Genomic DNA, 21,122 nt, shown 5'->3' with positions numbered 1-21,122 from the left:
ACGTGAATGGAGAATCCCATGGCTCGCATGCTCCTTCGGGACAGCGACATCTATCCCGTTGCGCTCCGTGAACTGAGCGTCCTGCGGATCAGTGACGTGACCTCCCAGATGCGCCGGGTCACGCTGACCGGTGAACAACTGCGTCCGTTCATCTCCGGCGACGTCCCCGTGGCGGAGTTCCGTAGCACGGGTTTCGATGACCACATCAAGTTGTACTTTCCCTACCCGGGCCAGTCGGAGGTGCTGTTGCCGGCGCAGCGGGCAGGACGGCTCGATTTCGGAACCGGCACGAGGCCGGTGATGAAGAGCTACACCGTGCGCCGCTGGGACCGGGACAAAGCGAAGCTGGACGTCGATTTCGTCCGCCACGGCACCGGGGTGGCCACCACGTGGGCGTACCGGTGTGCGGTCGGAGACCGGATCCACATCTCCGGGCCAGGACGCAGTCTCGGGCTGCCGCTCAGCACGGACTGGCTCCTCCTCATCGGCGATGAGACTGCCTTGCCGGCGATCGGTCGCTGCCTCGAGGAACTGCCCGAGGGGTACCGAGCCCAGGTGCTCATCGAGGTGCCCGACCACCACCACGAGCAAGAGCTCCCCACAGCCGCAGACGTCACGATCACCTGGATCCACCGGCACGAGGCTGAACCCGGGCAGCTCCTGCACGAGACCGTCACCGGGCTCGACTGGTGGCCGGGGGTCGCCTTCGCCTGGGTGGCCGCCGAGGCGCAGGCGGTCCGCCGGATCCGCTGGCATCTCCTGGAAGACCGCGGTGTGCCGAAAGAGGCGCTCCACCACGTCGGGTACTGGCGGCGCCGCGAAGTGCGCGCACGTCGCGATGACCCCTCGCTCCCCGACATCGACGCGGCGGAGAAACTGCCCGGCATCCGGTTCCAGGCCATGGCGAACCTTGCCACGCCGTTCGCGATCCGGGCCGCCGCCTCGCTCGGGCTCGCCGAGCTGATCGCCCGCGGCGTGGACGACCTGGACCGGCTGGCCCACCACACCGGCTCGGACCCCGCCGCGCTCGGCAAACTACTGCGTTACCTGACCGCGGTCGAGATACTCTCCCGCACTCCACAGGGGGCCTATCGCCTCACTGAACTGGGAGAGTTTTTAGCCCACGAGATAGTGACGGACCGGCTCGATCTGAACGGGGCTGAGGCTCGTCAGGATCTGGCGTTCGCCGATCTGCTGGATGCAGTGCGCGGCGACGGCGGTACCCACCATGGCAGCGGGCTCCAGGGGGCACCGCTGCGCGAGGACCCGAGCTTCCAGCACAGCCTCCTCGATCAGGCGGGCAAACAGGCTCAGTTCTTCGCGCCTGCCCTCGCATCGAGTGCCGCACTCTCCCGGGTCACCCATCTTTTGGTGCACGCCGACCCAGCGCACGTGATTGCCCGAGAAGTGCTCCGCCGCCACGAGGAGATGCGGCTCACGCTGGTCGCTCACCCGGCCCAGGCAGCGCCGCTACGCGCCGCCCTGGATGAGTCGCTGACCGAGACCGCTCAGCACGCTCAGGTGCAGGTGATCGACCAGCAGGACACGAGCGCGAGATCCGGAACTGCGCTGCCCGACGCGGTGCTGTTCGTACAGCAACTCAGCAGGCTCGCGGACGCCGATGCGGTGCGCGCGCTTCGCCAGGCCGCCCAGGGTGTTCGTCGTCGCGGACTAGTGCTGGTCCTCGAAGCACCTGTCGACGCAGTCATGCCGGAAGAGGACAGTGCCGCCGCCGATCTGCGTGACCTCGCCCTCTACGGCGGCGGGCAACGCACCGATGACGAGTATCGGGGCATCTTCGAGAGCGCTGGCATGCGCGTGACGGGTGCCGACGTCGCTGGACAAGGCAACATCGTCTACGTTCTCGAGCCGCAGGTGTGAGGAGTGATGACGTCATCGACCACCATCTCCCGTGCCACTGATGCCTCACCGCCCCGGGGTGTGGCTCGCACCAACCGGATGCGGCTGACCGGCCTGATCCTCGCGCTCTGCGGACTGGCTGCCCTCGCGCTGCTGTCCGTTGCAGTCGGGTCCCGACCGATTCCGCTGTCAGGAGTGCTGGATGCCGTCTTCAACTACTCAGGAGAGATCGAGGAACACATCATCATTGCGCAGATGCGTGCGCCCCGAACACTGGTGGGGCTCGCCGTCGGGGCAGCCCTAGGTGTGGCGGGTGCACTCATCCAGGCGCTCACTCGCAACTCACTTGCCGATCCAGGGATCCTGGGGGTCAGTTCCGGGGCGGCCTTCTTCGTGGCGCTCGCAGTCTCTGTCTTCGGGGTCGGCACGATCCTCGGATACGTCTGGTTCGCCTTCGCGGGCGCGCTGGTGGTCACGATCGCGGTCTATCTCATCGGTTCGGCGGGTCGCGGGTCGGCCGACCCGGTGCGACTCACCCTGGCCGGTGTGGCGCTCGGGGCCGTCCTTTCCGGGCTCACCACGGCAATGACGTTGATGGACCCCACCGCGTTCGACCAGATGCGCCATTGGAACGCGGGAGTGATCGCGGGGCGCGGTTACGACATCCTGCTTCCGGTGCTGCCGTTCCTCTGCGCGGGGGCGCTGCTGGCAATCCTCGCTTCGCGAGCGCTGAACTCCATCGCGCTCGGTGAGGACCTCGCCGCCGCGCTCGGCACCAACATTCTGTGGACGCGGGTTGCCGTCGTCGCCGCGGTCACCCTCCTGGCCGGCGGGGCGACGGCGATCGCCGGACCGATCGGCTTCATCGGGCTGATGGTCCCGCACATCGCCCGCTGGATCGTGGGTCCGGCCCAACCGTGGATACTCGGCTACACACTCGTGCTCGCCCCCGGACTACTGCTGATCTCCGACGTGATCGGCCGTGTGGTGCTGCGGCCCGGCGAAGTGCCGGTGGGGATCATCACCGCGTTCGTCGGTGCGCCCGTGCTGATCCTGCTGATCCGCCGTCGCAGGGCCAGTGGCCTATGAGCACGCAGACCGACACCCCTGTGCGCAGCCCTGCACGCATCGACTTCGGGCATGCGGTTATCCGGGTCAGGGCACGCCGGGCGTCCGTGCGCTTCGCCGCCCGCAGCGTAGTGACGGTAGCGGTGCTGGCCGCGATGGCCGCAGTACTCGCTCTGGTGGCACTCACTCTCGGTGACTATCCGCTCACCCTCACCGAGGTCGTACTCGCGCTGACCGGGCAGGACGCCGGGATGGCCAACCTGGTGGTGGTCGAGTGGCGAGCCCCCCGGGCTCTGGCCGCGGTCGTATTCGGCGCAGCGCTGGGCGTGTCCGGGGCGATCTTCCAGAGCCTGACCCGGAACCCGCTCGCGAGCCCGGACATCATCGGCTTCGCCACGGGGTCCTTCACCGGAGCCCTCGTGGTGATCGTCATCATCGGCGGCTCCTACGTGCAGGTCGCCGGCGGTGCACTGGTCGGGGGGATCCTGACCGCGGCCGCCGTCTACGCCTTGTCCTACAAGCGCGGTGTCCAGGGGTTCCGATTCATCATCGTCGGCATCGCCGTCTCGGCCATGCTGGCAAGCCTGAACACCTGGCTGATGCTCCGCGCTGAGCTCGAGGTCGCGATGAGCGCCGCCGTATGGAACGCGGGGAGTCTCAACGGCATCACCTGGGCGCAGGCGGGCGCGGGATCGGTCGCTGTGGTCGTCCTGATGCTGCTCGCCGTGGCTCAGTCACCCGGGCTGCGTCAGATCGAGCTCGGAGACGACGCAGCGAAGGCGCTCGGCGTATCGATCGAGCCGGTGCGCCTCGGCCTGGTGATCACGGGTGTGGCGCTGACGGCGGCCGTGACCGCCGCAGCCGGGCCGATCTCCTTCATCGCGCTGGCCGCACCACAGATCGCCCGCCGGATCGCCCGCACACCAGGGGTGACCCTGGCTCCGGCGGCAGCGATGGGGGCGCTTCTCCTGCTCGCTGCGGACGTCCTCGCTCAGCACGCCCTTCCCAGTTCTTTGCCAGTCGGTGTGGTCACCGTCGTCATCGGAGGTAGCTACCTCGTCTGGCTCCTCGTTCACGAAGCAAGGCGGCAGCTATGACCATCTCCGACACGCAGACCGGGCCCATCGCGGACAAGACCGGTCAGCCACCGGCGCGTCTCTACACCGACCGGGCCACGCTCGGGTACGACGGCCGGGTCATCTCCGACGCACTCTCGGTCAGTGTGCCCGATGAGTCCTTCACGGTGATCGTCGGAGCGAATGCCTGCGGGAAGTCGACGCTGTTGCGAGGCCTCTCCCGGCTTCTGAAACCGGCGGCGGGGCAGGTTGTGCTCGATGGCCGGATGATCATGAACTACCGGGCGAAGGAGGTGGCACGCCGGCTCGGGCTGCTTCCGCAGTCGTCCCTGGCCCCTGACGGAATCACCGTTGCCGATCTGGTGGCCCGGGGCCGGTACCCACACCAGGGGCTGCTGCGGCAGTGGAGCGAGGACGACGAGCATGCGGTGGCACACGCCATGGACGCCACTGGGGTGACTTCCCTCTCCGGGCGACTGGTCGATGAACTTTCCGGTGGGCAGCGCCAGCGCGTCTGGGTGGCTATGGTGCTGGCCCAGCAGACGAACATCCTGCTCCTGGACGAGCCCACCACCTTCCTGGACATCGCCTACCAGATCGAGCTCCTCGAGCTCTTCACCGATCTTCACCAGGAGGGTCGCACGCTGGTGGCGGTGCTCCACGATCTCAATCACGCTGCACGCTACGCCAGCCACCTGATCGCCATGAAAGACGGAGCAGTCGTCGCCGAAGGGCCCCCGTCTGAGATCGTCACCGCGGAGCTGGTGGAAGAGGTCTTCGGCTTGCGGTGCCTCGTGGTCCCCGACCCGGTGGTCGGTAAGCCCAGTGTGGTGCCGTTGGGCCGGGACCGCACCTGAACGCCGCGCCGTTGGCAGGTCCCGCCGCGCTGGTGCCCGGGCGGCGCCGATGGGCAGCCTCTGATGAGCTCGCTGCTGGCGCCTCCCTTGGATAAGTTAGGTTAGGCGTGCCTTATTGTTCATTGATGCCCGGCTCGCGTCACATGCGTGTCGCGCTACTTGCCATCACCTATCGAAGGGGACCAACCAGTGACTGCAGTCCGTCTCATCTCGCACCTGGACCACATCCGGCACTCCACCCACCGCGCACACGCCCTGTGCTCCCGCTATTCATCGGTGCGGGACATCACCCGCCGCCACTTGTTCGGACTGGGTGCAGTCACGACGGCGGGGGTACTCGCCGGATGTAGCACCACTGACGAGACGGGCCCAGAGACCGGGAGCCAACTGCTCGACTATGACTACCTGGAGTTCTCCGGTGAGGTTCCCGCCGATCCGCAGCGCGTCCTCGTGATCGAGGGCCGCGCCGACCTGGAGTTCGCCTTGACGTGCGGGTATCCGGTCATCGCTTCCGGGTTCTTCTTCGGCCGCGACGGCGCCCTCTTCGACGAGCTCGACGATCTGATGCCCGATGATTTGGAGACCTTCGACTTCGCCGAGACGAATGAACCCGACTACGAGAAGATCGCCTCGCTGGAACCGGATCTGATCGTGATGCGACAGAATGCGTGGGTCGGTGACTTTTACGGGAACGCGCGACTGTCGGAGATCGCGCCCGTCCTCGCGGTGGCGTCCGGGAGTACCGGATGGCAGCAGACGATGCGGGACCAGGCGACCAGGCTCAGGCGTGATCAGGTCGTCAACGACGAGATCGAGCGATACACCGATCTTGTCGAGGAGATCCGGGCGCGCTCTGGTCCCCAGCTCGACGCGACGACGCTGATCTACGGCACGGCCCTCGACGACGGCGGAATGTACGTCATCACCGATTCCCAGGCGAACGAGGTCGCGGCCGATCTTGGAATCAACGTTCCACGGTATGAACCGGGAGCTGACGAGAACGGCTACGTCGAGCTGTCACCGGAGAACCTCGACCAGGTCTCCGAGGCCACCACATTGGCGATCTACGCCTATGACGAACGCCCGGCTCTCGGCCAGACTCCGACCTTCCAGCTGTTGCCCGCAGCCCAAAGCGGGAACGTGCACAATCTCGACCTCACGCTGAACCAAGGGCTCGCCCGTGCTGCGTGTGCGATGGCGCGCCGGCTCGAGGAGATCGTGACCGCATGAGGGGGAGCGCATCGATGGCACAGGAGATGACGAGCGCGGTGCGGATCCGGATGCTCGGTGGCGCCGCTGCCGCGGCGGTGCTCGCGCTGGTGGCCGGCTGCGCCGCCGGCGAGTCACCGCCAACGGAGGGCAGGTCTGCGGACACCCGTGTGATCGAGACGCACTACGGCGAGGTGACAGTTCCGGAGGATCCACAGCGCATCGCCGCTGTCTCGTACAACACCGTCTGGCAGTTGCAGTCGCTCGACGTCCAGCCGGTGGCCGCGCAGGACTACAGCCGGTGGGCGCAGGAGTACACCGATGAGCAGAACGCGTTCATCGACGGCCTGGAGACGGTCGGGTCGTTCGGAGAGCTGAACTATGAGGCCATCGCCGCTGCCGAACCGGACCTGATCGTGGGGGACGCCTACGAGATCGATGAGGAGGTCTACGCGCAGCTGTCCGATATCGCACCGACTGCCATCTACTTCGGTGACAATCGCGGGGACTGGCCGACGGTCGTCGATGGCCTAGCCGAGGCGACCGGTGCGCAGGATGCACTGAGCGAGAACCGCGACGCCTATGAGGCGAGGATCGCCGATCTGCAGCAGTCCTATGCAGAGGTCATCTCCGACCAGCAGTGGGGCCTGATCGCCGCCGGCGACGGCGATGCCGAGTTCGTCGTGCTGTTCCCGACCGGGGAGATCGGAGCGACGCTGACCGATCTTGGTGTCTCAATCCCACCAGGTGTGCCAGAGCCGGATGAGGAACGTGCGGCGGTCGGGTACGCGAACTACTCCTTCGAGTACCTCGACCAGTATCTGGGCGAAGCCGACATCATCCTCACCCCCGCCAACGCGGACGGCAGCACGTGGCCGCCGCTGGACGCAGTCTTCAGTGACAGTCTGTTCCAGGCGCTGCCCGCGGCACAGGAGGGTGACGTGTACGAGGTCTATGCCGGTATACGGAGCTACTCGGACGCTCTGGAGTATCTCGACCGGCTCGAGGAAGACGTGCTCGCCCGCGTTGGCGAGTAGCGAACTTTCCGGTCTACGAGCAGCTCTCGACGGTTGCGCCGACGATCGCGGTGCAGTTCGAGAGCGCCTGACAGGAGCAGCTCGCAGCCATTGGGTCGGCGACTGGCATGGCTTACGCGACAACGGCTACGAGGAACTGGTCCAGGACGGTGTGAGCCTGTTCTCGTGCGCTGACGTTCTGCGGCTGCAGCGCAATCCACAGAGCCGCCTCGTTCATCGCTCCCGAGAGCTGGGCGGTCATTGCGTCAAGAATCTCCTCCGCAACGCCGGCTGCGCTCAGTGCCTCCCGTAGATGCGCCCCGGAGTTCTCGGCATCCAGGTGGCGCCATTCCTCCCAGCCAACGACGGCGGGCGCGTCCACGAGGAGTACCCGCACGGCAGGGGCGGCGGTGATTGCATCGAGGAATGCGTGTGACCCGGCCCGCAGTTGGGCTGCTGGGTCGGCGCCTGCGCTCTCGGCGGCTGCGACGACAGCATCGGCAACGTTGGTCTGGAGCCGTGACGCGACGGCACGGAAGAGCCCCGTCTTGTTCCGGTAGTGGTGATAGATCGCCCCGCGCGTGACGCCTGCGTCGAGGGCGACATCGTCGAGCGAGACGTCAGCGAAGCCCTTCGCAGCGAACAGTGTTGTGGCTGAGTCCAACACGTGCTGGGCGGTCTGTGCGGCAGCGGTGGCGGTTGCGCGAGGCATGGACCACTTCCTTTACGTGCGCAGAGTATGTATATTTCATCTTACATACTCAGTGTACGTAAAGGAGCCCGTCATGTCTGTCACCAGCCTCTACCCGGTTCTCATGTCGCAGGACGTCGGCGCTGCCGCGGCGTTCTATCGAGAAGTGATGGGGTGTGAGACCACCTTCGAGTCCGACTGGTACGTCAGTCTGCGCCTTGGTGCATTCGAGCTCGCGATTCTTGCGCACGATCACGCCACGGTGCCCGAGAAGTATCGAGCGCTGCCACGCGGGGTGATCGTGAATCTTGAGGTGGAAGACGTCGATGCCTTGTATTCCTCCGTGACCAGCCAGGCCGGACTTACGCCGGTGCTGCCCTTACGTGACGAGCCATTCGGGCAGCGGCACTTCATCATCGAGGCGCCCGACGGTGTTCTGCTTGACGCGATCCAGCCGATCCCGCCGACTGCCGAGTACGCCGACGCGTACGCAGCGTCCTGAATCGCGGCGCCCTGGCGCGCGGGGTCAGGGCGCCACCGGCCGGTGAACGGGTTAGCGTAGGCGCATGTCTCGTATCGCCATTATCGGAGGGCACGGGAAGATCGCCCTCCTGCTCTCACCGCTGCTGACCGGTCGCGGGGACGAGGTCACCTCGGTGATCCGCAACCCTGCGCACACGGCGGACGTCGAGGCCACCGGAGCCTCCGCCGTCGTGGCCGACGTGGAGAACCTCTCGGCCACGCAAATCGCCGAGGTGATCGCCGGCCACGACGCCATCGTCTGGTCGGCCGGAGCTGGCGGAGGTGATCCAGACCGCACGTATGCCGTCGATCGGGACGCGGCGATCCGGACGATGGACGCCGCTCAGTTGAGCGGGATTCTGCGGTTCGTCATGGTCTCCTATCTCGGCGCTGGTCCGGACCACGGTGTACCCGAGGACTCCAGCTTCTATCCGTACGCCGAGGCCAAGGCGGCCGCTGACGAGCACCTCCGCGAGTCCGCCCTGGACTGGACGATTCTGCAGCCCAGCCGGCTCACGGATGGGCCCGGAACTGGCGCGATCGCGGTGAGCGAGGTCAGTGGCGACGTCCCGCGCGCCGACGTGGCCGAGGTTGCTGCGCAGGTCCTGGCGCGCCAGGACACCGTCGGCACAACAGTGCCGTTCGTCGGAGGTCGCACCCCGATCGCGGAGGCGCTCACCGCACTGACGGCCTGACGGCGTCCCTACCGTCCGAGGTCTGCGATCGCCTCAGCGACGCTGACCAGGGCGTCCAGATCGTCACGCGCCATCCGCTCCAGCCCCGCGACTATCCGGATCTCGGTGTCCGCGGCCAGTCCGTCGCAGAGGTGGACCAAGGCACGGGCCACGCGGCGGTCCGGCACCTGCTCAGCCAGAGTGTCGATCCATGCCTCCTGTGCGGCGAGGAGGGCTTCGGCCGCGTGGGTGTGGGAACCGCGCGCGAGCGTGGCCACTGCGCCATAGCACAGCTCGAAATCGGTGTCCGAGTGCACCGATGTCCGGATCAGGTAGGCCACAGGGCCCTCCGGTGCTGCGCGCATCTGCTCGACGTCAGCGGCGACGAGCTCGCCAAGGTGGCTGGCCATGCCGTCGACCAGCGCTTCCTTTGAAGGGAAGTGATAGAGCAGGCCGCCCTTGGAGACGGCGGCGCGTTCGGCCACCGCTTCCAACGTGGCCGCACGTTCGCCTTGGCCAACGAGGATCTCAGCGAAGGCGTGCAGCACTTTGAGGCGTGCTGCCGGGGGCGGCGGCATGACAGTCAGGGTACTCGACGGGTAACCGACATCACGGTTTACTTAACCGTCCAGCCGGTATAGTAACGGGGTGTGCTCGGCCCCTAGCAGCCGTGCGGCACCTCGTCGCTCAAAAGGAGGTAGAGGTCATGACCCTCTCGTCGCCGGCCCCCAGCGCGGTGCCCACCGAGGCAGCTGGATCGCCAGAGCTAGGTAGGCGCGCACGGTGGGTGGCTCTCGTGGTGCTCATGCTGCCCGTGCTGCTGATCGCGATCGACAACACGGTGCTCAACTTCGCGCTACCTCAGCTCTCCGAATCCTTCCGGCCCTCCGGTACTCAGCTGCTCTGGGTGATCGACGTTTACCCGCTGGTGCTCGCCGGTCTCCTCGTGCCGATGGGTGCGACGGCGGACCGGTTCGGCAGACGGCGCATGCTGATGATCGGCTCGGCCGGCTTCGCTGCCGTCTCCGTCCTTGCCGCATATGCACCATCCGTCGAGGTCCTTATCGGCGCCCGCGCGTTGCTGGGCTTCTTCGGTGCGATGCTGATGCCCTCCACCCTGTCCTTGCTCCGGCACGTGTTCACGGACCGGAACGAGCGCCGCACGGCGATTGCTGTCTGGGCCTCGGGCTTCGGGGCGGGCGCCGCGCTCGGACCGGTCGTGGGCGGGTTCCTGCTCGAGCACTACTGGTGGGGGTCGGTCTTCCTGATCGCGGTCCCCGTGCTGGTATTGCTCCTCGTGCTCGCTCCGGTGTTCCTGCCCGAGTCGGGGGACCGGCAATCCCGACCTATCGATCTGGCGTCGGTGGCGCTGGTGCTGGTGGCGATGACCTCGCTGGTCTTTGCGATCAAGACTCTCGCGAAGGACGGGGTGACGGCGTTCGCGATCGCGACCTTCGCCGTCGGGCTGGTGCTCGGGGCGGCATTCGTGCGCCGGCAGCTCCGGCTCCCGCACCCGATGATCGAGATGAGCCTGTTCCGCCGCGGTGCGTTCTCCGGCGCCGTGGTGATCAACCTGCTCTCGGTGTTCGCGATGGTCGGCTTCCTGTTCTTCGCCTCCCAGGACTTGCAGCTCGTGCATGAGCTGGGCCCGATGCGGGCCAGCCTCGTGCTGTTGCCGGGCGTGGTCGGCACGATCGCCGCAGGGCTCCTGGCTGCTCGGCTGGTGCGCCGGGTGCGCCCGGTCGTGGTGGTGGCAGGGGGACTGGTGCTTTCCGCCGGTGGGTACCTGATGATCGCCGTGGGCGGCGGCAGTACGTCGCTGGGATTGCTGATGGCTGCGTTCGTGCTGGTTGCCGTGGGCGTGGGCGGCGCCGAAACCGTCTCGAACGACCTGATCCTGACCGCCGTGCCTGCCGACAAGGCCGGGGCCGCCTCCGCGATCTCCGAGACGGCCTATGAAGTGGGTTCAGTTCTCGGAACTGCAGTGCTCGGTGGTTTGCTCAGCAGCGCCTATGCCCGGAACGTGATGCTCCCTGATGGGGTTCCCGCAGCCGATGCCCAGGCCGCCGGTGAGACGCTCGGCGGGGCGGTCGAGGTGGCCCGGTCGCTGCCGCCGGCGCAGGCGGCTGATCTCGTCGCCTCCGCGCAGGCTGCATTCACCAGCGGAGTCGGGCTCACCTCGCTGATCGGGGCGGTCCTGGTGCTGCTGGCGGTCGGGGTCGCGGTCACCACTCTCCGGCACGCCCGTTGAGCGAGCGAGTTCGTCTTCGATAGGGAACTGACGTACTGTCAGCATCATGGAGATTGTGTACAACATCGTGCTCGTATTGCACCTGCTCGGCTGGGCCCTCGTGCTCGGTGGCGCGGTGTACGGGATGCGCTCGGTGACACTGAGCAAGGGAGTGCTGCACGGCATTCTGACGGCGCTGATCGCCGGGATCCTGATGGTGGGCATCGCCTCCGCCGGCGTGGCGGGTGACGAGCCGAACAACATCAAGATCGGTGTGAAGCTGGTGATCGCACTCGTGGTGACCGCCTTGGCGATCTACGGCAACCGGAACTCCGAGAAGGTCACGCGAGGATTCCTCGGCGCCATCGCGGGGCTCACTACCGTGAACGTGGCCATCGCTGTTCTCTGGAGCTGACTCGCCGCGACTCGCACGTCCCGCGATTTGTTCACCTGATGTTCACCTCGTGTTCTCGGTCCGTCCGACGCGTACAACTCGCCGAGCCGGTTGACTGATGGTGTGCCCATGAGTGACGGGATCGGTGGATGAGCCAGCAGGCCCTCGCGCGTGAGAGTGACCTCGTTGAGGACTCGGTTCGCGCACCCGAGGTGGGCGCTGGCCCGGTGCTCGCAATCGACGCGGATGTGCCAGTCCTCGAGTCGCCGTTGCGCGGTCCGTTCGACGCTCTCGTTCCCGCAGGCACGGCGCGTTCCGTCGTCAACTGGCTTTCCGTCGTCGTCTCGGTATACGTGCTGATCTCGGCGGTCGGTGTGATCGGGGCAGGGTTCAAGGCTGCCACCGGCGGCCAGGCCGAGGCCCTGTTCAGTTTCGCCAGCAACCCGATCGTGGCTCTCATGGTGGGCGTCCTGGCCACCGCAGCCACCCAGTCCTCCTCCACGACGACGTCCATCACCGTTGGGCTGGCGGCGGGTGGACTGCCGCTCGAGATCGCAATCCCGATCATCATGGGCGCCAACATCGGCACCACGCTCACCAATACGTTGGTGAGCGTCGGAATGATCCGGAACAAGGACGACTTCCGGCGAGCGTTCGCTGCTGCGACCGTGCACGACTTCTTCAATCTCATCGCCGTGGTCATCCTGCTCCCGCTGGAGTTGGCCACCGGATTCCTGGAGCGAGTCTCCGGCACGCTGGCCGGAGCGCTCACTGGCGTGGGCGGGGTGGATCCCGGCAGTGTGGACATCGTGGGTGGGGCGACGGCACCGCTGAAGGATCTGGTGGGCTCGGTCACGGATCCCGTCCCGGCGCCGTGGGGCGGGATCGTGACGATCGCGGTTGGCGTGGCGCTGATCCTCATCTCGATCACCTTCATCGGCAAGGTGCTCAAGGTGCTCATGGTCGGCCGGGCCAAGCAGGTGCTGCATGCTGCGATCGGGCGCGGCCCGATGAGTGGGATCGCCTCGGGCGCCGTGGTGACCGCGATCGTCCAGTCGTCCTCGACCGCCACCTCCTTGATGATCCCGCTAGCAGGATCGGGGACCTTCACCCTGCGGCAGGTCTATCCGTTCACTCTCGGCTCCAACATCGGCACCACGGTGACGGCGCTGATTGCCGCACTCGGACTCAGCGGGGTGGACGCGACGATCGGGTTGCAAGTGGCGCTGGTGCACCTGCTGTTCAACCTGACGGCGACTGTGGTGATCTTCGGGCTGCCATTCCTGCGAGCGCTCCCGGTGCGCGCCGCCCAGTGGCTCGCCAACCGGTCCGCAGAGAACAAGTCGTTCGCCGCGCTGTGGGTACTCGGCGTTTTCGTGGTGGTGCCCGGTGTGCTGATCGCTGCCACCAGCATCGCGTGAGAGGTCGCTCGTGAACGTCCCACATTCCGGCGCTGCGGATTTCGACGGCCAGGGGCCCGTCCGTGACGAGGTCGCCCGTTCCCGCCACCCGGATTCCCCACGCTCACTCGAGGAGATCGATGCCGCGCTCGCGCGGTTGCTGGCCGAGACTGAGGCGACGGTGAGTCAGCTCCGCGCTGAGCTCGAACGCCGTCAACACCAGGCGCAGCACGCAGAGATCGAGCGCCTCGAACATCACCTGGCCGAGGCCACGGTGAACTGGTCCAAGGTCAAGGACTTCTTCGACGAGGCGCTGCGTGAGCTCACCAGCCGGCGTGCTGTCGAGGATGAGCACGGACGCGCTCCCGACGACGGCGACGGGTGACTCTGTGGGTGCGGTCCATTCTGGTCGAGGGCACCCCGGCACCGTCAGCGAGGTCTTCTGGACGTTCCTCCGCCTCGGCCTGACGTCCTTCGGCGGGCCCGTTGCCCACCTCGGGTACTTCCGGGACGCCGTCGTGACGCGGCGACGGTGGCTGAGTGAGCGTTCCTATGCTGACATCGTGGCCCTGTGCCAGTTCCTCCCCGGCCCCGCGTCCAGCCAGGTGGGGATGGCACTCGGCCTGCAGCGGGCTGGAGTCGGTGGTCTCCTGGCCGCCTGGTTCGCGTTCACGATGCCCTCGGCGATCCTGCTCGTGGCCTTCGCCTTCGGCGTGACCTCGTTGGGGGATGGCGTCGGTGCCGGGTGGTTGCTCGGGTTGAAGGCCGCCGCCGTGGCCGTCGTGGCGCAGGCCGTGCTGGGAATGGCCAAGACTCTCACCCCGGACGCCAGGCGAGCCACCATTGCGGCGGCCGCGATGGTCGTGGTGCTGCTCGTGCCCGGCGCCCTGATCCAGGTGGTGGCGATCGCCGTTGGGGCAGGGGCGGGTCTTCTCTGGCTCCGGGGGATTGAGGGTGCCGGGGGTGACGACAACGCGCTCGAGCTGCGGGTCTCCCGCCGAGCCGGAATGGTGAGTCTGACAGCGTTCACCGTACTGCTCGTCGGTTTGCCGATTCTGGCCGGTCTCCTGGCCGACCCGACCGTGCGCCTGGTTGACGTGTTCTACCGGGCCGGCTCGCTGGTGTTCGGTGGTGGGCATGTGGTGTTGCCGTTGCTCGAGACGGCGACCGTGCCGACCGGTCTGGTCAGTCACGACACCTTCCTCGCGGGGTACGGTGCCGCACAGGCCGTTCCCGGACCACTGTTCACCTTCGCCGCGTTCCTCGGCGCCAGCTCCACCGTGGCACCAACGGGCCTGGTGGGTGCCGGGATCGCACTGCTGGCGATCTTCCTCCCAGCCGCGTTGCTGGTGATCGGAGTGCTGCCATTCTGGGATCGGCTACGGCACATCCGCTCGGCCCGCCAGGCGCTACTCGGTGTGAACGCTGCCGTGGTGGGTATCCTCGCCGCCGCCCTCTATGACCCGGTGTTCACCCAGGGAATCACCTCCCCGGCCACGCTGGCGCTGGCGGTGACGGTGTTCATCGCGCAGACCCGGTGGAACGTGCCGGCGTGGGCGGCGGTGATCGGCGCCGGCGTCGTCGGCTACTTTCTCTTGTGACCACGGCCACGGTTGTGGATACCGGTCCAGCCATGTCGGTATGAGCACATAGGCTCGTCTGGCCATGACATCACTGTTCGACGATCTTCCGCTGTTCCCGAGTGCGACCGTGCCCGAGGGCAGTGACTCGCACCTGCCTTCGATGCCACGTCGCGACCGCGACGATGACGCGGGCCAGGTGAGCGACGATGGAGGCCAGGCCCGCGGCGGGAGCGAGGGGCCGCCGTCGTTGGCCGCCGAAGCGCTCCTGGATGGGCTGAACCCGCAGCAGAAGGCGGCTGTGGAGCACTCGGGCGGGCAACTGCTGATCATTGCCGGTGCCGGTTCGGGCAAGACCCGGGTGCTGACCCACCGGATCGCGTACCTGCTGGCCACCGGTCGAGCGCGCTCGGGGCAGATCCTCGCGATCACCTTCACCAACAAGGCCGCAGCGGAGATGCGCGAGCGCGTCGCGGAGCTAGTGGGGCCGCGTGCCGCCACGATGTGGGTCTCCACCTTCCACTCCGCCTGCGTGCGGATCCTTCGGCGCGAGGCGAAGACCCTCGGGATCCGATCCTCGTTCTCCATCTACGATGCCGCCGACTCCCAGCGGCTGATGACGCTGGTGTGCCGGGAACTGGACCTCGACCCCAAGCGATTCCCGCCGAAGGCGTTCAGCCGCCGGGTGTCCGACTTGAAGAATGAGCTCATCGACCCGGACGACTATGCCGCCACCGCGGGGGAGTCGAACCCGTTCGAGCAGAACCTTGCCGCCGCGTACCGTCTCTACAATGAGCGGCTCCGGCAGGCTCATGCCCTCGATTTCGACGACATCATCATGTCCACGGTGAACCTGCTGCAGGCATTCCCCGCAGTGGCCGAGCATTACCGGCGCCGGTTCCGCCACATCCTCGTGGACGAGTACCAGGACACCAACCACGCCCAGTACGTGCTCGTGCGCGAGCTCACCGGTGCCACCGGTGGTGCTGACGGCCCCGACGGCGCAGGTTCGGTTGCCGAGGAAGGTGCGCCGGCCGCGCTCCCGCCCGCCGAGCTGACCGTGGTGGGTGATTCGGATCAGTCGATCTACGCCTTCCGCGGCGCCACCATCCGCAACATCCTCGAGTTCGAGGGTGACTATCCCAACGCGCGCACCATCGTGCTGGAGCAGAACTACCGGTCCACACAGACGATCCTGTCCGCGGCCAACTCCGTGATCGCCAAGAACCCGGAGCGGCGCGCCAAGAACCTATGGACCGACTCCGGCGCCGGCGCCCAGATCATCGGCTACGTGGCCGACAACGAACACGAAGAGGCCCGGTTCATTGCCGAGGAGATCGACGGGCTCATCGATGCCGGTGAGATCAGCCCGCGCGACGTGGCCGTGTTCTACCGGACCAATGCCCAGTCCCGTGCCCTCGAAGAAGTGCTGATCCGCGTGGGACTGCCCTACAAGGTAGTGGGCGGCACCCGGTTCTACGAGCGTAAGGAGATCAAGGACGCGATCGCCTACCTGCGCTCGATCGCCAACCCGGACGATTCGGTGAACCTGCGCCGCATCCTGAATGTGCCCAAGCGTGGCCTCGGAGACCGCGCCGAGGCGATGCTTGCCGCACACGCCGAACGCGAACGCGTCTCCTTCGGAGCCGCGATCGAGGATTTGGACAACGTGCTCGGGCTTGCGACGAGGTCCATGACGGCGGTGCGTGGGTTCGCTCAGATGATGCGTGAGTTGCGGGCGCTCGCGGACGGCGGGGCACCTCCGGCCGAGGTGCTCGACGCGGCCCTCGATCGGTCCGGCTATCTGGCAGAGCTGCGGGCGAGTAGCGATCCACAGGACCACTCCCGGGTGGAGAACCTCGCCGAGCTGCACGCGGTGGCCGCTGAATTCTCTGAGTCTGATCCTGAGGGCGACCTGGGTGACTTCCTTGAGCGGGTCTCCCTGGTGGCCGATGCCGATCAGATCCCCGATGACGATCAGGGCATGGTCACCCTGATGACCGTGCACACCGCCAAAGGGCTCGAGTTCCCGATGGTGTTCGTCACCGGACTTGAGGACGGCACATTCCCGCACCAGCGCTCTCTCGCCGACCCGAGTGAACTCGCCGAGGAGCGACGGCTCGCCTACGTCGCGCTGACCAGGGCGAGGCAGCGCCTCTATCTCACCCGGGCCGCCGTCCGGACGTCCTTCGGCCTCCCGAACGAGTTCCCCGCGAGCCGGTTTCTCTCCGATGTGCCCGAGGAGCTGCTCGACTGGAAGCGGGCCGAGTCCTCGATGTCCGCCCTGCGAGCGGGGGGCAGCGGTTGGGGTGGTGGACGTGCCGGGCAGGGGCGTGGCGGCTCGCGCGGACCGTCGGCTCCGGTGCAGACCACCACGCGGGGCGAGCGGCCGGCGAGCTTCGGCTCGGCCACTCCGCGTGGGGAGGTGCCCACGCTCGACATCGGCGACCGGGTCACCCACGACGCCTACGGCATGGGACGAGTGGTGGCGCTGGAAGGTACCGGGTCGAACACCGTCGCAAAGATCGACTTCGGTGACAGTGGGGTCAAGCGTCTGCTGCTGAGGTACTCGCCGGTGGAGAAGCTGTGAGGCCACTGCGTCGTTGCGGAGGCTCCTTGCGGAAGGTGTGAAGATCCGATGCCAGGCTGATTCAGCACGGTGACGAGGTGATCCTCAGTCGTACAGTGAGATTTCGGCTGAGGGGACCGTATGCAGACGATCGAGGAAGCGCAGGGCCGCAAACGGAACTGGGCAGCACGCCAATGGGCTGGCGTGTGCGCATTGTTGACGGTGGCGGGAGGGATCGCGACGCTGCTGCTGCCACAGGTGCTACGCGGGTATTTCAATCGGTCGCTGAACAAGTCGGTTGACGAATGCCATGCGATGGCCACGAACGGCTACTCGGAGTGGCGTATGGAGTACCGGTTCGAGGATTTCCCTCCACGGCTGCTCTGCCGTGATGAGGGTGGTCCATGGATCGTCGCGATTGATTGGACGATCGGCATGCTGACGTCCGCCGCCCTCACTGCTGCCTGCCTGCTCGCGACGGTCCTGCTGATCCGTCACGTCGTCCATGGCCGCAACGCCCCGTTTGGTGCGTAACTCCTCGTGTCGAACCGTGCGGCGGCGCGGCGTGTGTCCCGTGGAACGCCCGCTGCTGGTCATACGCTGAGCACCGACGGCTGGAGGGTGCGTGGCGACGAACACGACGATGCAGGGTCGAGGGCGGATCGAAGGCCTCGACGGTGTTCGCGCGCTCGCGATCGTGGCCGTCCTCATCTTCCATCTGCGTCCGCACAGCCTGCCTGGCGGCTACCTGGGCGTGGACGTGTTCTTCGTGGTCTCCGGCTTCCTGATCACCACGCTGCTGGTGCGCGAGTTGCGCGCGAACCGGGCACTTGACCTGACTGCCTTCTGGACCCGTCGCGCGCGCCGGCTGCTTCCCGCACTCGCCACTGTGGTGGTGGCCTCCGTGGCGCTGGCGTACTTCGCCGGGGATGACTTGCTGGTGAACATCGGCCGGCAGGTGGTCGGGGCGCTCACGTTCTCCAACAACTGGCTCGAGATCAGCGCCGGCTCCAGCTACTTCAACGCCACCTCACCCCAGCTGTTCGTGAACTTCTGGTCGTTGGCGGTGGAGGAGCAGTTCTACCTGGTCTGGCCGCTGCTGTTCGTGCTGATCATGGCGACCACGCGCACGGGTCGCCAGCGGGTGGGCGTGGTGCTCGGCCTGGCCGCAGCCTCGGTGCTGCTGATGGCTGTGCTCTACACGCCCGGCCAGGACGCCACCCGCGTCTACTACGGGACCGACACGCACGCCTTCGGGCTCATGATCGGCGCTGCCCTCGCGCTGAGCGCTGCCGGCGAATCCTGGAACCTGCTCGCCCAGACCTGGTACCGGCGTGCGCGGGTCCTGCTCGCCCTCGGTGCCCTCGGCGGTCTGGTGGCGCTCATGCTGGTGCTCGATCCCACCCAGCCGCTCGCCTACCGGGGCGGGATCCTCGCCGCCTGCCTGCTCACCGCCCTCGTGCTCGGCGCCCTGCCCGGGCCCACCAATGTGCTGCACCTGATCTTCCGGTTGCGGCCGCTCGCATGGATTGGCGAGCGCTCCTACGGCATATACCTCTGGCACTGGCCGGTCATTCTGCTCGTCGCCGCCTTCGCACCGGCGACCGCGCCGGACTCAGTGGCGCACTGGGTGCAGCGTGGGGCAGCCCTGGTCCTCACCCTCGCCATCGCCGCCGCCTCCTACCGTTGGATCGAAGAGCCGGTACGCCGGGACGGGTTCCGCGCCACAGCGCGTCGCATGATCGGAGCCCTCACGGCACCCGGTTCACTGACCCCGCCGCGGGTGGCGTTCCTCGGTACGACGGCGGCCCTCGCCCTGTTCGCGGTGGCCGTGTCCACCGCTCCCGACCGTTCCCAGGTGCAGATCGCCATGGATGAGGCTGCAGGAGTGGTCGAGGCCTCCGGGGCCCAGGCCGGGAGCGTCGCCGGGAGCGCAGCAGGTGCGCCTGACACAGATGATGCGCGTGAGGCAGGCACCGGTGATGGAGTCACAGCAGGGGACAGCGCGGATGGTGAGAGCGCGGACGGTGAGAGCGCGGACGGCGCCGCCGAGGGTGAGGACGGCGACGAGCCGCAGGCCAATGCGGACGACGGCGACCGCGCGGGCGAGAGTTCGACCTCGAGCGAGGGGCTGGGCGAGCGGATCAGCGGCTTCGGTGACTCGATGATGTACGTGGCCGCGCCCGGCCTGAACGCCACCTTCCCCGGGATGGCCATCGACGCCGAGTCCAACCGCCAATGGCCCGAAGTGGCTGAGGCGGTAGCGGCCGCCCTGGACGAGGGCACGGTCCGGGACCTGGTGGTGATCGCGGCTGGAACCAATGCGGGTGTGCGAGAGCCGGAGATCGTCCGGCAGACTCTCGACCTGCTCGGCCCGGACCGGCAGGTGGTGCTCGTCAACATTTACGGTTCCTCATTCTGGGTGGAGGACTCAAACGAGACCCTCGTCGAGATTGCTGCCGACTACCCGAACGTGGTGATCGCCGACTGGCACCAGGCGGCATTGGACCATCCCGAGGATCTGCAGCCGGACCGGATCCACCCGGACATGGAGGGCATGTACCTCTACGCCGAGGTCGTGCAGGCGGCACTGGAGCACCTCCCCGCTGATTAGCCGGTTCAGCGTGGGCAGCGCACGCGTGAGGTTGCCCACACGGCCACACTTCCGTGCGGACAGCGCTTACCCGCATCTCGCGGTCGGCCGTTGCCGCGGTAAGGTTGCCGAGGAAAGTCTCGATATCGAGGTATCGAGACTCATCGCGTGACAACAGAAGGGCGAGGCGCAGGTGGACCTGTTCGAGTATCAGGCACGAGATCTCTTCGAGAAGCACGGCGTACCCGTGCTGGGCGGCGTGGTCGCCACAACACCGGATGAAGCACGAGCCGCGGCCGAGCAGCTCCTCGGAGCGGGCAGCAACGTGGTGGTCGTCAAGGCCCAGGTGAAGGTCGGGGGCCGCGGCAAGGCCGGCGGTGTGAAGATCGCCAAGTCCGCTGACGAGGCTGCCGACCGTGCCCGCGAGATCCTGGGAATGGACATCAAGGGCCACACCGTGCACCGCGTGATGATCGCCGCAGGTGCGGATATCGCCGAGGAGTACTACATCTCCCTGCTCCTGGACCGCTCCGAGCGCCGCTACCTGGCGATGTGCAGCGTTGAGGGTGGCGTCGAGATCGAGCAGCTCGCCGTGGAACGCCCCGAGGCACTGGCCAAGGTAGCCGTCGACCCGCAGGTGGGCGTCGATGAGGCGAAGGCCACGGAGATCGCACAGGCCGCCGGGTTCTCCGCCGAGGACACCCCCAAGGTCGCCCACGTGATCCAGACCCTGTGGACCGTCTTCTCCGCCGAGGACGCCACGCTCGTCGAGGTGAACCCCCTGGTGAAAACGAGCTCCGGGGAGATCCTCGCCCTCGATGGCAAGGTCACCCTGGACGCCAACGCCGACTTCCGCCACCCCGATCACGCCGCACTCGAGGACAAGGCCGCTGCCGATCCTCTCGAGGCGAAGGCTGCCGAGAATGGCCTCAACTACGTCAAGCTCGACGGTGAGGTCGGCATCATCGGAAACGGCGCCGGTCTGGTGATGTCCACCCTCGACGTGGTGGCCTACGCAGGAGAGAAGCACGGCGGCGTCAAGCCCGCCAACTTCCTCGACATCGGCGGCGGCGCGAACGCCGAGGTGATGGCCGCGGGCCTCGATGTGATCCTCGGCGACGACCAGGTCAAGGCTGTCTTTGTGAACGTCTTCGGCGGAATCACCGCCTGCGACGAGGTTGCCAACGGCATCGTGGGCGCACTCGACCTGCTCGGAGATGCGGCGACGAAGCCTCTGGTCGTACGCCTCGACGGCAACAGCGTGGACAAGGGCCGCGCCATCCTCGCCGAGCGCAACCACCCGCTCGTGACCCTTGCCGAGACCATGGACGGCGGCGCCGACAAGGCAGCCGAGCTGGCCAACGCCTGAGACCTGCGGAAAGA

General features: G+C 67.2%; 19 protein-coding genes. 17 read left to right on the top strand and 2 right to left on the bottom strand.

The window, feature by feature from the left end:
- Window positions 1-18: 18 nt before the first annotated feature.
- From LQF10_RS14585 to LQF10_RS14560, 6 genes are all read left to right on the top strand, one after another.
- Window positions 19-1,881, top strand: coding sequence for a siderophore-interacting protein (locus LQF10_RS14585; RefSeq protein WP_231064555.1), 1,863 nt, complete (start codon window positions 19-21; stop codon window positions 1,879-1,881).
- Between the two features lie 6 nt (window positions 1,882-1,887).
- On the top strand, window positions 1,888-2,949 hold the full coding sequence (locus LQF10_RS14580; RefSeq protein WP_231064554.1) for a FecCD family ABC transporter permease: 1,062 nt from the start codon (window positions 1,888-1,890) through the stop codon (window positions 2,947-2,949).
- The gene (locus LQF10_RS14575; protein ID WP_231064553.1) at window positions 2,946-4,025 is read left to right on the top strand and encodes a FecCD family ABC transporter permease; all 1,080 of its coding nucleotides are present in this window, start codon (window positions 2,946-2,948) and stop codon (window positions 4,023-4,025) included. Before LQF10_RS14580 ends, LQF10_RS14575 begins: the two co-directional genes overlap by 4 nt.
- Complete coding sequence (locus tag LQF10_RS14570) at window positions 4,022-4,861, top strand: ABC transporter ATP-binding protein (RefSeq protein ID WP_231064552.1); 840 nt, start codon at window positions 4,022-4,024, stop codon at window positions 4,859-4,861. Before LQF10_RS14575 ends, LQF10_RS14570 begins: the two co-directional genes overlap by 4 nt.
- Before the next feature lie 189 nt (window positions 4,862-5,050).
- Window positions 5,051-6,091 carry an ABC transporter substrate-binding protein gene (locus LQF10_RS14565; RefSeq protein ID WP_231064551.1) on the top strand — a complete coding sequence of 347 codons (1,041 nt, stop codon included), beginning with the start codon at window positions 5,051-5,053 and terminating at the stop codon, window positions 6,089-6,091.
- Between the two features lie 14 nt (window positions 6,092-6,105).
- Window positions 6,106-7,107, top strand: coding sequence for an ABC transporter substrate-binding protein (locus tag LQF10_RS14560; protein WP_231064550.1), 1,002 nt, complete (start codon window positions 6,106-6,108; stop codon window positions 7,105-7,107).
- 112 nt (window positions 7,108-7,219) lie between these two features.
- Here the strand turns inward: LQF10_RS14560 and LQF10_RS14555 are convergent, their stop codons facing one another.
- Complete coding sequence (locus LQF10_RS14555) at window positions 7,220-7,798, bottom strand: TetR/AcrR family transcriptional regulator (RefSeq protein WP_231064549.1); 579 nt, start codon at window positions 7,796-7,798, stop codon at window positions 7,220-7,222.
- A gap of 73 nt (window positions 7,799-7,871) precedes the next feature.
- Between LQF10_RS14555 and LQF10_RS14550 the strand changes: the two genes are divergently transcribed.
- Both LQF10_RS14550 and LQF10_RS14545 read left to right on the top strand, forming a co-directional pair.
- Window positions 7,872-8,279, top strand: a complete 408-nt coding sequence (locus LQF10_RS14550; RefSeq protein WP_231064548.1) for a VOC family protein — start codon at window positions 7,872-7,874, stop codon at window positions 8,277-8,279.
- A gap of 64 nt (window positions 8,280-8,343) precedes the next feature.
- The gene (locus LQF10_RS14545) at window positions 8,344-8,994 is read left to right on the top strand and encodes an SDR family oxidoreductase (RefSeq protein WP_231064547.1); all 651 of its coding nucleotides are present in this window, start codon (window positions 8,344-8,346) and stop codon (window positions 8,992-8,994) included.
- Window positions 8,995-9,002: 8 nt separating this feature from the next.
- Here LQF10_RS14545 and LQF10_RS19390 read toward each other — a convergent pair whose 3' ends face one another.
- Window positions 9,003-9,551 carry a TetR/AcrR family transcriptional regulator gene (locus LQF10_RS19390; RefSeq protein ID WP_290371104.1) on the bottom strand — a complete coding sequence of 183 codons (549 nt, stop codon included), beginning with the start codon at window positions 9,549-9,551 and terminating at the stop codon, window positions 9,003-9,005.
- 128 nt (window positions 9,552-9,679) lie between these two features.
- On the opposite strand from LQF10_RS19390, the gene LQF10_RS14535 reads away from it, so the two are divergent.
- From LQF10_RS14535 to sucC, 9 genes are all read left to right on the top strand, one after another.
- Window positions 9,680-11,224, top strand: coding sequence for an MFS transporter (locus tag LQF10_RS14535; protein ID WP_231064546.1), 1,545 nt, complete (start codon window positions 9,680-9,682; stop codon window positions 11,222-11,224).
- A gap of 46 nt (window positions 11,225-11,270) precedes the next feature.
- Complete coding sequence (locus LQF10_RS14530; RefSeq protein WP_231064545.1) at window positions 11,271-11,618, top strand: hypothetical protein; 348 nt, start codon at window positions 11,271-11,273, stop codon at window positions 11,616-11,618.
- A gap of 128 nt (window positions 11,619-11,746) precedes the next feature.
- Window positions 11,747-13,018 (top strand): Na/Pi symporter, encoded by a 1,272-nt coding sequence (locus tag LQF10_RS14525; RefSeq protein WP_231064544.1) that lies wholly within the window; start codon window positions 11,747-11,749, stop codon window positions 13,016-13,018.
- 10 nt (window positions 13,019-13,028) lie between these two features.
- Window positions 13,029-13,382: a hypothetical protein gene (locus tag LQF10_RS14520; protein ID WP_231064543.1), complete on the top strand. Its 354-nt coding sequence runs from the start codon at window positions 13,029-13,031 to the stop codon at window positions 13,380-13,382.
- The gene (gene chrA / locus LQF10_RS14515) at window positions 13,345-14,598 is read left to right on the top strand and encodes a chromate efflux transporter (RefSeq protein WP_231064542.1); all 1,254 of its coding nucleotides are present in this window, start codon (window positions 13,345-13,347) and stop codon (window positions 14,596-14,598) included. Before LQF10_RS14520 ends, chrA begins: the two co-directional genes overlap by 38 nt.
- A gap of 64 nt (window positions 14,599-14,662) precedes the next feature.
- The gene (pcrA, locus tag LQF10_RS14510) at window positions 14,663-17,167 is read left to right on the top strand and encodes a DNA helicase PcrA (protein ID WP_231064541.1); all 2,505 of its coding nucleotides are present in this window, start codon (window positions 14,663-14,665) and stop codon (window positions 17,165-17,167) included.
- Between the two features lie 120 nt (window positions 17,168-17,287).
- The gene (locus LQF10_RS14505; protein WP_231064540.1) at window positions 17,288-17,680 is read left to right on the top strand and encodes a hypothetical protein; all 393 of its coding nucleotides are present in this window, start codon (window positions 17,288-17,290) and stop codon (window positions 17,678-17,680) included.
- 91 nt (window positions 17,681-17,771) lie between these two features.
- Window positions 17,772-19,760 (top strand): acyltransferase family protein, encoded by a 1,989-nt coding sequence (locus LQF10_RS14500; RefSeq protein WP_231064539.1) that lies wholly within the window; start codon window positions 17,772-17,774, stop codon window positions 19,758-19,760.
- A 172-nt stretch (window positions 19,761-19,932) separates the two neighbouring features.
- On the top strand, window positions 19,933-21,108 hold the full coding sequence (sucC, locus tag LQF10_RS14495) for an ADP-forming succinate--CoA ligase subunit beta (RefSeq protein ID WP_231064538.1): 1,176 nt from the start codon (window positions 19,933-19,935) through the stop codon (window positions 21,106-21,108).
- Window positions 21,109-21,122 lie beyond the last annotated feature (14 nt).

This window comes from Ruania halotolerans (assembly GCF_021049285.1).
Taxonomy (GTDB): Bacteria; Actinomycetota; Actinomycetes; order Actinomycetales; family Beutenbergiaceae; genus Ruania; species Ruania halotolerans.
This window is presented reverse-complemented; position numbering and strand designations above follow the sequence as displayed.